The organism is Streptomyces sp. NPDC054863, from assembly GCF_053610825.1.
In genome coordinates this window covers 1-12,214 of record NZ_JBSGZD010000241.1, presented here as the reverse complement: position 1 = coordinate 12,214, position 12,214 = coordinate 1, and the positions used below count along the sequence as shown (strand labels likewise).

Genomic DNA, 12,214 nt, shown 5'->3' with positions numbered 1-12,214 from the left:
CGCTTGAAGCGGTCGCTCAACCCACGGGCGTTTCCTGCGCCGAACCTGCTTCACGGGGTTTACGGGGTTTACGGGGTTTACGGGGTTTTCGGAGTTTCACGGGGTTCTGCCGGGCTTGGCGGAGCGACCGCGAACGCCTCCACCGACCACAGCGAATACCCGAACCTGGTCGCCCGCTCGTCGCCCTGCACCCGTACGAACTTCGCGTCCGGCGCGTCGAAGCGGACCGTCTCCCGGCCGCCCCTGCCGTCCCGCACGGTGGCCGCCGTGCGCCAGGTGCGGCCGTCGGCCGACACCTGGACGCGGTACGCCTTCGCGTAGGCGTCCTGCCACGTCAGGACGACCTGGCCCACCCGAGTCGGCTGCTCCAGCTCCAGCTGCCACCACGCCGAAGGACCGGCCGGCGACGACCAGCGCGTCCCCGCGCTGCCGTCGGCCGCCGCGGCGGCGGGGAAGTCGGCCGTCTCGTCGCCCGACGACGACGCCTTCCCGGTACGTACGAGATCGGGGCCCGCGGTGCGCGGCGCCGCCCGCACGGTGAGCACCTGCTCCTCGCCCCCGCTGAACGACACCGGGACGCGGTACTCGCCCGCCGGAGTGCCCTTCGCGACCTTGATGTCGATCGGCACCGCGGCGTCCGTGCCGCGCGGCACGACGGTCGCCTTCGGGGCCACCACCTCGATGCCCTTCGGCGCCCTGGCGACCAGCTCCCCGCGCACCTCGCCGGGCCGCTGCCCGGTCAGCGCCGCCTGCACGCGCGCGGCAGGCCCGCCGATCTCGGCGTCGACCTCCTTGCGGGACAGGGCGAGCCTGGCCTCGGGCTCGTCCCCGAACCACGGCACCATCCGGTGCACCACCGGCTCCCCGGACGTCCACGCGAGCCGCACCGCGTCCACCCGCGCGCCACCGACGGGGGTCTGCGTCCAGCCGTCCGCGGTGAGCGCGCCCGCCTTCCGCCAGCCCTCGCCCGGCACGTGCACCTCCACCGCGGCGTCGGTCTGCCCCGGGTCGGTCATCGTCGTCACCGCCGACACCGGCCGCGGATGCTTCAGGCGCACCGTGTACGTGCCGGGCCCCCGCGTGATGCTGCCGGGCTCGCGGTCCGCACCGGTCCACGCGGCCCCCTGCCGCACCGCCTTCGACAGGAACGGGTCGAGCACCCCCTTGCCGACCGTCACCCGGGGCGCCTTCAGCGCCGCACGGGAGGCGTCCAGGGCGAGCGACGCACGCCAGGCGCCCGCACCGTCCCCCGCCGCCTGCGCCTGGAGCATGTCGACGGCCTGCTCGCCCGCCGTACCGACCTTGGCGAACCGGTCCATCCAGGGCCGTACTTCGTCGTCGAAGGTGCCCCCGGCGGCCTTGCCGAGGCGCTGCGGAGTTTCCTTCATCACCGTGAACGCGGCCCGCAGCCGCTGCGCCGCCGCGTTCCTCTTCGAGGCGTCGGCGGACGAGCGGGACTTCCAGAACGCGTCGATCAGCGGCCTCAGGTACGCGGACTCGTGCGCCGGGTCCAGGATCGACGAGGCGTGGTTCCCGGCGAAAGCCCGCATCGCCTCACGGGCCTTGGCATCACCGCCCGCGAGGTCGTCGATCGCCGCCTGCCAGGACTCCTGCGGCTGGTAACCGCGCGGGTTCCAGGCGAAGTCGGCGGCCGTGAACAGCGGAATGCGGGACGCGGACGGCTGCTCCATGGCGTTGGACAGCAGGGCGGCGCTGCGGCCCGCCACGGCCGGTTCACGGCCCGTGTAGGGGCCGAGGAAGATGCGGTCCTGCGCGTAGTCGTTGACCGGGTAGTTGTCCATGGTCACCAGGGGGTGGCCGAACGCGGCCCGGGTGGTGACCAGTTCGCGCCCGCTGATGGTGCGCGGCACCACGCCGACGCCCGTCCACGCGACCTGCACGCGCGGATCCAGCTCGGTGGCCAGCGCCCGCCGGTAGGCCGTCGCCCCGTCCTGGTAGAACTCGGTCGGCATCAGTGACAGCGGCTCGGCGCCGGGGTGCCGGTCGGAGAGGTGGCGGGCCACCGCGCTCGCCACGCGCGCGTGTGCCTTCGCGGCGGCCTCGGGGCCCGAGCCGAACACGTCGGCGTCCTGCCCGCAGTGCCACTCGCTGTAACTGACGTCCTGGAACTGCAGCTGGAAGACCCGCACCCCCAGCGCCCACATCGCGTCCACCTTGCGGGTGAGGGCGCGGACGTCCCGGTCGTCGGACATGCACATCGCCTGCCCCGGCGCCACCGCCCAGCCCAGCGTCACGTGGTTGCGGCGGGCGTGGTCGGCGAGCACCCGGAAGGACGTCCGCTCGGCGGCCGGGTAGGGCTCGCGCCACAGCGCCTGCCGGTACGGGTCGTCGCCGGGTGCGTACAAGTAGCGGTTCTGCTTCGTACGGCTCATGAAGTCGATCTGGGCGAGCCGCTGTTCGGTGCTCCAGGGGCGCCCGTAGAAACCCTCCGTCATGCCCCGCACGGCCGTTCCCGGCCAGTCCCGGACGACCACGCCCGCGATGCTGCCCCCGCCCCCGGCAGCCCCGCCGCCCGTGGCGCTGTCGGTGCGCACCAACTGCCGCAGTGTCTGCGCCGCGTGGAACATGCCGTCCGTGCCGACGCCGTCCAGCGCGACCGTGTCGCGCCCCGCGACCGCTCCCACCGCGATCCGGTAGCCGCCCTGCGGCAGGTCCGCGCGGGCCGGCGCCCGGAGCGCCGTCAGCGCGTCCTGGGCCCCGCCCGCCCGTACGACCAGACCGCGCGGCGGCAGTGCCTCGCCCGGCGCCACCTCATAGAGGGTGTGGGCACCGGCGCTCCGCAGCACGCTCCGCAGGGCGTCCACCGCGTACGGATCGGTGCCCGGCGCGACGACCAGCACCGCCTCGTCACCGACCGGCACACCGGGACCGGCGGCCCGCATCGACTGCGGACGCGGCCACACCGACGGCAGCGAGGCGTCACTGTCGCGGTCCCGGGCGGCGGGCGTGGGGACGTCCGGCGCGGGCGGCGCGGCGACCGCGACCGGCGCACCGCCGAGCAGACCGCCCATGACGGCGAACGCGACAGCGGTCGCACCCCTCCTGCGCCCCAGCTGCACGCGGTACTCCTCAGTGTTCATCGCTTCGTGACCTACCGGCGCCGAGCCCATCACCCGTCTGCCAAGGGTGTCAATGCGAGCGGCCCGTGTATCGCTTCTGCCCGCGGAGGCGTGGCGGACAGTCTGCGGCCGTCCGTCCGATTCCTTCAACTTCTTCCTTCAACTCCCGCCCCGGGGTGCAGTTGTGACCCGAGTCACCTTCCCCGGCCGGAAATGTCTGCGGTTCCCTCCGCTGGGTATGGCTGCTGTAGTCCGCGTCCCCCCACCAAGGGAGGCCCTCCGTGGCCGCTTCCGCCCAGCTCCTCCTCTCGGCCCTGTCCAAACAGGTCTCGGGCCCCGACTCGGGCCTCGACGGCTTCTGCGCCTGCGGCTGCGCCGAGCCGCCCCTCACCAGCGAGCCCCCGCTCGCCGACGCAGCGCCGCTGACCAGTGAGCCGCCGCTCACCGACGCCGCACCCCTCACCAGCGAGCCGACGTCGTACGGAACGGCGTCCGGCATGGAGTACCAGTACCCGGGGGTCTAGATGGCCGCAGCAGCGAGGACGGCGCCGGGAGACCCGGAGCCGGGACCGCTCGAACCGTCGGGGCCGCTCGCCCGGCTCGCCGCGCTGCACGGCGTCGCCACGTCCTACGCGCCCTCCGAGGACCTCACCGTCCGGGTCCCCGCCGCCACCGTCGTCGAGGTCCTCGCCGCCCTGGACGTCGACGCCTCCACACCGCACGCCGTGGACGCCGCCCTCGCCGCCCACGCCGCCGCCGCCCGGGAGCGGCTGCTGCCGCCGACCGTCGTCCTGTGGCGGGACGCCCCGGCCCTCCCGGACGCCCTGACGGCACTGCCCGAAGGCACCGTCGTACACCTCACCACCGAGCTGGGCGAGGCCCTGCCGATGCCGCCCGCCGGTCACGGGGGAGACCTGCCGCTCGGCGTCCACGCGCTGACCGCCCGGCTGCCCGACGGCCGCCAGACCTCCTGCCACCTCGTCGTCGCCCCCGCGCGCGTGCCCGCGCCGCAGGGCCCCCGGCACGGCTTCCTCGTACAGCTCTACTCCCTCCTGTCCACCCGCTCCTGGGGCATGGGCGACCTCGGCGACCTCACCGAACTGGCCGCCTGGGCGGGGCGCTCGCTCGGAGCCGGGTTCGTCCAGGTCAACCCGCTCCACGCGGCCGTCCCCGGCGCGCCCACCGACCCGTCGCCGTACCGCCCGGCCTCGCGGCGCTTCCCCGACCCGGTGCACCTGCGGATCGAGGACGTGCCCGAGTTCTCCTACGTCACCGACCCCGCCGACCGGGAACGCCTCGCGGACCTGCTCGCCCGGGCCGCCGCCCTGCGCGACGACGTACTGAACAAGGGTGCCCTGATCGACCGGGACGCCGTCTGGCACCTCAAGAGGCAGGCCCTGGAGATCCTGTGCGCACTGCCGCTCGGCCCCGGCCGCCGCGCCGCCTACTGCGACTTCCTGGCCGAACAGGGCGCCGCCCTGGAGGACCACGCCACCTGGTGCGCGCTCGCCGAACTGCACGGCCCCGACCGGCGGAACTGGCCGGGGCGGCTCGCCGACCGCGACTCCGCCGACACCGCCCGCGCCCGCACCGGACTCCAGGGCCCCATCGACTTCCACAGCCGGCTCGTCTGGCTCACCGACTGCCAGCTCGCCGACGCCCAGCGGGCCGCCCGCGAGGCCGGCATGGCGGTCGGCCTCGTCCACGACCTCGCGGTGGGCGTGCACCCGGGCGGGTCCGACACCTGGGCCCAGGGGTACGCCTACGCGCAGCACATGTCCGTCGGCGCACCCCCCGACGCCTTCAACGCACACGGCCAGGACTGGGGCCTGCCGCCCTGGCGGCCCGACGCCCTCGCCGAGTCCGGCTACGCCCCGTACCGCAGCCTGCTCCGCAACCTCTTGAGGCACGCGGGAGCCGTCCGCATCGACCACGTCATGGGACTCTTCCGGCTCTGGTGGGTGCCCGAGGGGCACGCGCCTGCCGACGGGGCGTACGTCCGTTACGACGCGGAGGCCATGCTCGCCGTCCTCGTCCTGGAGGCCGCCCGCGTCGGAGCCACCGTCATAGGGGAGGACCTCGGCACCGTCGAGCCGGGCGTGCGCGACGCCCTCGCCGCACGCGGCGTGCTCGGCACCTCCGTGCTGTGGTTCGAACGCGACTGGGCGGGCACCGGCCGCCCCCTGCCGCCCGACGCCTGGCGCGAGGGCTGCGTGGCCACCGCCACCACCCACGACCTGCCGCCCACCGCCGCCCGCCTCACCGGGGACCACGTCGCCCTGCGCCACCGGCTGGGACTGCTCACCCGCCCCCTGGAACAGGAGCGCGCGGAGGACGCCGCGGAGGTCACCGGCTGGCTCTCGTACCTCACCCGCCTGGGCCTGCTGCCCGAGGGCACGGGCGACGAGGAGGCCGCCGTACGGGCCGTGCACCGCTTCCTCTGCGCCACCCCGGCCCGGATGGTCGGCGTGTGGCTGCCGGACGCCCTGGGCGACCGCCGCCCGCAGAACCTGCCCGGCACCTGGGACCAGTACCCGAACTGGCGGCTGCCCCTCGCCGACGCCGCAGGACACCCCCGCACCCTGGAGGAACTGGCCGCCTCGCCCCGCCTCCACGCCCTCATGGAGGTGATCCGCGCAGGGGCGGACACACACCCGGAGCAGGCCCCGGGAACAGCCTCCGGATCTCTTACGGCACCCCCGGGCGCGCGCTCCACTTAGACGTTCGCTACTTTTGCACCGTGGACAAGAAGAACGCTCTGCGCGCCGGCGCTGTCGCGACCGGTACGACGCTGATGATGCTGCTCCTGTCGTCTCCCGCGCTCGCGGCCGTACGGGACGACGGTGACGACCCGGGCCCCGGCCTGAGCGTCGCCGAGACCCTCGGCCTCTTCGTCGTGGCCCCGATCGGCCTCTTCGTGGTCATCGCCGGTCTGGTGATGGTGCTCGACAAGTCACGCAAGCAGGTCTGACACCGGAACTCGCTCTTCCGGCACGCCTTCCGAGGGCGCCGGCGCCCGTACGCATCGACGTACGGGCCGCCGGCGCCCTCGTTGCGTTGTCCCGCCTGCCAAGCATTCAGTTCTGCTGAATGGATTCATCGAAAAGTTTCGATGGACCTGAATGAGTCCCCGGTGTGACGGTAGATCCCTCACCAAGATCCACCGATCACCTCATGGGGGCAGCGATGACAGTTCTGGACCGCATCCGCACACCGAGCCGTACGACAGCGGCCACGACCGTGCGCCGTGCGACAGCGGCCACGACCGTGCGGAAGGGCGCGGGCCTCGGCCTCCTCCTCGCCGCCGTCGCCACCGTCGTCTGGTCCGGCAGCTTCGTCACCTCGCGCGCACTGCACGACTCCGTGCCGCCCGTCCAGGCCGCCTTCTGGCGCTGGATCGTCGCCCTCCTCGCCGTCGCCCCCTTCGCCGCCCGCGAGGCCTGGCGCCGGCGCGCCCTGCTCCGCAAGCACCTCGGCTTCCTCACCCTCGCCTCGCTGCTCGGCGTCACCGTCTACAACACCCTCGTCAACCAGGCCGGACTCGACACCCCCGCCGGAACCATGGGCATGATCATGGCCGCCTCGCCCGTCGTCATGGCGGGGTACGAGCGCCTGGGCGGACAGAAGCTCGGCGCCCGCCGCGTCGTCGGCATGCTGATCGCCTGCGCCGGAGTCCTGCTCCTGGTCAGCAAGGGCTCGCTCACCCTCGGCCTGTCCTTCGGCGCGTTCTGGATGATCGCCGCCGCCCTGTGCTTCGGCTCGTACAGCGCTCTGCTGCGCCGCAAGCCCGCGGAGATCGGCGGACTCGCCTTCCTCTTCGGCACGTTCGTGCTCGGCGCGCTGATGCTGGCCCCGGTGTACGGCGTCAGCCTCGCCGTCCAGGGCGGCTTCGAGGTGCGCCCCGGCACCGTCGGCCCGCTCGTCCACGTCGGAGTGTTCTCCTCCGCCGTCGCCTTCTTCGCCTGGAACAAGGCCGTCGCGCTCATCGGCGCCGCCCGCGCAGGCATCGTCTACTACCTCCAGCCGGTCTGCGTGGCACTGCTCTCGTACGCGGTCCTGGGCGAGGAGACCGGACCTCTCCAGGTCCTGTGCATGGTGTTGATCCTGGGCGGCGTGATGCTGGGGGCGGCGACCGGGCCCACCGGGTCCAGGAAGGCCCGATAAGTTGCGGGTCATGACCGAGTGGGACATCAAGAAGCTGCGCATCCTGCGGACCCTGCGCGAGAGGGGCACCGTGACGGCCACCGCCGAGGCGCTGTTGATGACGCCCTCCGCCGTCTCCCAGCAACTCTCCAACCTCGCCAAGCAGCTCGACGTGACCCTCCTGGAGGCACACGGCCGCCGGGTCCGCCTCACCGACGCCGCCCACCTCGTCCTGCGCCACGCCGAAGCCGTCTTCGCACAACTGGAGCGTGCCGAGGCCGAGTTGGAGGGCTACGGGAAGGGCGAAGCGGGAGAGGTGCGGATCGGCGCCTTCTCGACCGCCGTGCCCGCCCTCGTCGTACCGGCGGTGCTGCGCCTGCGCGAGACGCACCCCGGCCTTGACGTACGCGTCAGGGAGGCGGAAGCGGCCGAGGCGTACGAACTCCTCTCCGACGGCGCCGTCGACCTCGCCCTCTCGCTGGCGGCCCACGCGCCCACCGCCCGCGACCCGCAGTTCGCCCGCATCCCGCTCCTGGCCGACCCCCTCGATGTGGTGCTCCCCACCGGCCACGCCCTCGCCGCGGCCCCCGGCCTGCGCCTGGCGGACCTCTCGGGCGAGGCGTGGATCTTCGGCGGCAGCGGCCCCTGGTCGGAGATCACCACCGCGGCCTGCGAGGCGGCCGGCTTCGTCCCGGTGCAGGCACACAGTGCGGCGGGCTGGACCGCGATCCTCGCCATGGTCGAGGCGGGGATGGGCGTCGCCCTGGTGCCGCGGATGGCGGCGGCGGAACGCCGGGCGGGAGTGGTGATGCGGGTCCTGGAGGCGGACCGGCCCAGACGGCACGTGATCGCCGCGGTGCGACGGGGCGCGGAAGAGGGCCCCGCGGTGGGCCGGGTGCTGGCGGCCCTGCGGGGAATCGCGGCGGAGCGCAAGTAAGCAGGGCGGGTGCCGCCGCCCGAGCCCCGACCTTTCGCATCTTCTTAAAAGCCTGTGCGGAAACTTTCGATAGACCTGAGAGGACTTCTCGCGGCACAGTCGTCCCCATGACGACGACCGACGTGAACGCGACCGCGAACCCCGACGACCCGCACGCCAACGACGCCGCTCCCTACGGCGGAGGCGACCCGTACGCCGACTACCGAGGTGCGGGCGCGTACGCGTTCACCGAACTCGTCGACCTCGCCGACCGCCGCCTCGGCGCCGGCGTCATCGCCGCCAACGACGAGTTCTTCGCCGAGCGCGAGAACCTCCTGATCCGCGAGCGCGCCGTCTTCGACCCCGAGCACTTCGGGCACAAGGGCAAGATCATGGACGGCTGGGAGACCCGCCGCCGCCGCGGCACGGGCGCCGACCGCCCCTTCCCCGAGCCCGAGGACCACGACTGGGCGATCGTCCGCCTCGGCGCCCCCGGCGTCATCCGCGGCATCATCGTCGACACCGCCCACTTCCGCGGCAACTACCCGCAGCGCGTCAGCATCCAGGCCACCGCCGTCGAGGGCTCCCCGGGCCCCGAGCAGCTCCTCGCGCCGGACGTGAAGTGGGAGGAGATCGTCCCGGCCACCCCCGTGAAGGGCCACGCCGCCAACGGCTTCGAGATCGGCGTCGAGCGCCGCTTCACCCACGTACGCGTCTGCCAGCACCCCGACGGCGGCATCGCCCGCCTGCGCGTGCACGGCGAGGTCGTCCCCGACCCCGAGTGGCTCCAGCTCCTGGGCACCGTCGACCTCGTCGCCGTACAGAACGGCGGCACCTACGAGGACGCGTCCGACAAGTTCTACTCGTCGCCGACCCAGATCATCCTGCCCGGCACCTCCCGCAAGATGGACGACGGCTGGGAGAACCGCCGCCGCCGGGTCCGCGACACCAACGACTGGGTGCGCTTCAAGCTCGTCGCCCAGGGCGCCGTCCGCGCCGTCGAGATCGACACCGCCTATCTCAAGGGCAACTCCGCCGGGTGGATCGCGCTCAGCGGGCGCAACGGCGACAGTGGCGACTGGTTCGAGATCCTGCCGCGCACCAAGCTGCAGCCCGACACCCTGCACCGCTTCAAGCTCGCCGCGCAGGCCGTCGCCACCCACGTACGCCTCGACGCCTTCCCCGACGGCGGCGTCGCCCGGATGCGCCTGCACGGCACCGTCACCGAGCAGGGACAGGCCGAACTCAAGGCCCGTTACGAGGACTTGAGCAACTAGTCCGTCCTGGCAGTCGAAGTAACCCCAGAACGGCAGAGGGCCCCGGTGAGTTCACCCGGGGCCCTCCGTCACGTCATCGGCAGACTACGAAGCCGCGGCCTCGTCCGCCGCCTGCGCCCTGAGCGCCCGCTCGACGCCCGCCCGCGACTCCGACACCAGCCGTCGCAGCGCCGCACTCGGCTCCGCCGACGCCAGCCAGGCGTCCGTCGCGTCCAGCGTCTCCTGCGAGACCTGAAGCGAGGGGTACAGGCCGACGGCGATCTGCTGCGCGATCTCGTGCGAACGCGAGTCCCACACACCCTTGACCGCCGCGAAGTACTTCTCCGTGTACGGGACGAGCAGCTCACGCTGATCGGTCTGTACGAAGCCGCCGATGACGGCCTCCTGGAGCGAGTTCGGCAGCTTGTCGGACTCGACGACCGACGCCCAGGCCTCCGCCTTCGCCTCCGCCGTCGGACGCGCCGCACGCGCCGAGGTCGCGTGCTGCTTGCCCGCCGAGGTGTTGTCGCGCTCCAGCTCCGCCGCGATCTCGTCCTCGTCCATGACCCCGACGGCGGCGAGACGCCCGACGAACGCCCAGCGCAGATCGGTGTCCACGGCCAGCCCCTCGACCGACTCGGTGCCCTCAAGAAGGGCCCGCAGCAGGTCCAGCTGCTGCGGCGTGCGCGCCGTGGCAGCGAACGCCCGCGCCCACGCCAGCTGGTGGTCGCTGCCCGGCTCGGCGGACCGCAGGTGGGCGAGGGTCGCCTCGGTCCACTGCGACAGGCCCGCCTCGCGCCAGGACGGCGCCGCGTACAGGTCCAGCGCCAGCTTCACCTGACGGTGCAGCGACTGCACGACGCCGATGTCCGACTCCTTCGCGATGCCGGACAGCACCAGCGACAGGTAGTCGCGGGTCGCCAGCTCGCCGTCGCGCGTCATGTCCCACGCGGACGCCCAGCACAGGGCGCGCGGCAGCGACTCGGTGAAGTCGCCCAGGTGCGCGGTGACGAAGGCCAGGGAGGCCTCGTCGAGCCGCACCTTCGCGTACGACAGGTCGTCGTCGTTGAGCAGCACGACGTCCGGACGTGCCCGGCCCACCAGCGCCTGCACCGGCGTCAGCTCGCCGTCGACGTCCAGCTCGATGCGGTCGGTGCGCACCAGCTTGCCCGCGCCGTCCAGGTCGTACAGGCCGATCGCGATGCGGTGCGGACGCAGCGTCGGGGAACCCTTCGCGCCCGCGGGCAGCGCCGGAGCCTCCTGCTTGACGGCGAAGGCCGTGACGACACCGTCGGCGTCCGTCTCGATCTGCGGACGCAGCACATTGATGCCCGCCGTCTGGAGCCACTTCTGCGACCACGTCTTGAGGTCGCGGCCACTCGTCTGCTCCAGGGCGCCGAGCAGGTCGCTCAGCTGCGTGTTCCCGAAGGCGTGCGCCTTGAAGTACGACTGCACACCGGCGAAGAACTCGTCCATGCCGACGTACGCGACGAGCTGCTTGAGCACCGACGCGCCCTTGGCGTAGGTGATGCCGTCGAAGTTGACCAGCACGTCGTCCAGGTCACGGATGTCGGCCATGATCGGGTGCGTCGAGGGAAGCTGGTCCTGGCGGTAGGCCCACGTCTTCATGGAGTTCGCGAACGTCGTCCAGGAGTGCGGCCACTTCGAGCCCTCGGCGTACGCCTGGCAGGCGATCGAGGTGTACGTGGCGAACGACTCGTTCAGCCACAGGTCGTTCCACCACTCCATCGTGACGAGGTCGCCGAACCACATGTGGGCGAGCTCGTGCAGGATCGTCTCGGCGCGCGTTTCGTACGCGGCGTCCGTCACCTTCGAGCGGAACACGTACTGGTCGCGGATGGTCACCGCGCCCGCGTTCTCCATCGCGCCCGCGTTGAACTCTGGCACGAAGAGCTGGTCGTACTTGGCGAACGGGTAGTTGTAGTCGAACTTCTCCTGGAACCAGTCGAAGCCCTGCCGCGTGACGGCGAAGATCTCGTCCGCGTCGAGGTGCTCGGCCAGCGAGGGACGGCAGTAGATGCCCAGCGGCACGGACTGCCCGTCCCTGCCCTCGTACGACGAGTGCACCGAGTGGTAAGGGCCGACGATCAGCGCCGTGATGTACGTCGAGATGCGCGGCGTGGGCTCGAAGACCCACACGTCGTCCTGCGGCACCTCGGGCGTCGGCGAGTTGGAGATCACGGTCCAGCCCGTCGGGGCCTTCACGGTGAACTGGAAGGTCGCCTTCAGATCGGGCTGTTCGAAGCTGGCGAACACCCGCCGGGCGTCCGGCACCTCGAACTGCGTGTACAGATAGGCCTGCTCGTCGACCGGGTCCACGAAGCGGTGGAGACCTTCACCGGTGTTCGTGTAGGCGCAGTCCGCGACGACCTTCAGCTCGTTGGCCCCGCCGCGCAGAGAGGCCAGCGCGATGCGCGAATCGGCGAAGACCGCCTTCGCGTCCAGCGCCGCACCGTTCAGCACGACCTCGTGCACGGCCGGAGCGACCAGGTCGATGAAGCTCGTGGCCCCGTCCTCGGCGGACTCGAAGCGCACCGTGGTCACCGAGCGGTACGTACCGCCCTCCTGCGCACCACTGAGGTCGAGCTCGACCTCGTACGCCTCAACCGTGAGCAGCCGCGCGCGCTCCTGCGCTTCTTCGCGGGTCAGATTGGTACCGGGCACCCTGTCATCTCCTCGGATCGTGACGTTCTGAGCCATCCTTCCACGGCGAGGGTGCTCACCGGCAGTGAGATGTGCGGCGGATCCGGGGCGGGGACGGCCGAACGGCGGGCGGCAACGGCGCAGGGCGGTGACAC

Annotated in this window: 8 protein-coding genes; 6 read left to right on the top strand and 2 right to left on the bottom strand. The window is 72.6% G+C overall.

Features of this window, described 5'->3' with window-relative positions:
- Positions 1–77: 77 nt before the first annotated feature.
- Positions 78–3,080, bottom strand: a complete 3,003-nt coding sequence (locus tag ACWGIG_RS30010; RefSeq protein ID WP_453324830.1) for a beta-N-acetylglucosaminidase domain-containing protein — start codon at positions 3,078–3,080, stop codon at positions 78–80.
- 281 nt (positions 3,081–3,361) lie between these two features.
- Here ACWGIG_RS30010 and ACWGIG_RS30005 point away from each other — a divergent pair, with 281 nt between their 5' ends.
- From ACWGIG_RS30005 to alc, 6 genes are all read left to right on the top strand, one after another.
- Positions 3,362–3,604: a hypothetical protein gene (locus ACWGIG_RS30005; RefSeq protein WP_453324829.1), complete on the top strand. Its 243-nt coding sequence runs from the start codon at positions 3,362–3,364 to the stop codon at positions 3,602–3,604.
- Complete coding sequence (gene malQ, locus ACWGIG_RS30000; protein ID WP_453324828.1) at positions 3,605–5,800, top strand: 4-alpha-glucanotransferase; 2,196 nt, start codon at positions 3,605–3,607, stop codon at positions 5,798–5,800.
- Positions 5,801–5,820: 20 nt separating this feature from the next.
- A complete protein-coding gene (locus tag ACWGIG_RS29995; RefSeq protein WP_453324827.1) occupies positions 5,821–6,051 on the top strand; it encodes a hypothetical protein in 231 nt (76 codons plus the stop codon).
- 215 nt (positions 6,052–6,266) lie between these two features.
- A complete protein-coding gene (locus tag ACWGIG_RS29990) occupies positions 6,267–7,244 on the top strand; it encodes a DMT family transporter (RefSeq protein ID WP_453324826.1) in 978 nt (325 codons plus the stop codon).
- A gap of 10 nt (positions 7,245–7,254) precedes the next feature.
- On the top strand, positions 7,255–8,160 hold the full coding sequence (locus tag ACWGIG_RS29985) for a LysR family transcriptional regulator (RefSeq protein ID WP_453324825.1): 906 nt from the start codon (positions 7,255–7,257) through the stop codon (positions 8,158–8,160).
- 107 nt (positions 8,161–8,267) lie between these two features.
- A complete protein-coding gene (alc, locus tag ACWGIG_RS29980; protein ID WP_453324824.1) occupies positions 8,268–9,416 on the top strand; it encodes an allantoicase in 1,149 nt (382 codons plus the stop codon).
- A gap of 84 nt (positions 9,417–9,500) precedes the next feature.
- On the opposite strand, the gene pepN is transcribed toward alc, so the two are convergent.
- Entirely contained in the window at positions 9,501–12,080 is a 2,580-nt protein-coding gene (gene pepN, locus ACWGIG_RS29975; protein WP_453324823.1) for an aminopeptidase N, read from the bottom strand.
- Positions 12,081–12,214 lie beyond the last annotated feature (134 nt).

Excerpts from the sequence above, each read along its gene's own strand:
- ACWGIG_RS29990 (WP_453324826.1), top strand. The coding sequence starts at position 6,267 with ATGACAGTTCTGGACCGCATCCGCACACCGAGCCGTACGACAGCGGCC.
- ACWGIG_RS29985 (WP_453324825.1), top strand. The coding sequence starts at position 7,255 with ATGACCGAGTGGGACATCAAGAAGCTGCGCATCCTGCGGACCCTGCGC.
- alc (WP_453324824.1), top strand. The coding sequence starts at position 8,268 with ATGACGACGACCGACGTGAACGCGACCGCGAACCCCGACGACCCGCAC.
- malQ (WP_453324828.1), top strand. The coding sequence starts at position 3,605 with ATGGCCGCAGCAGCGAGGACGGCGCCGGGAGACCCGGAGCCGGGACCG.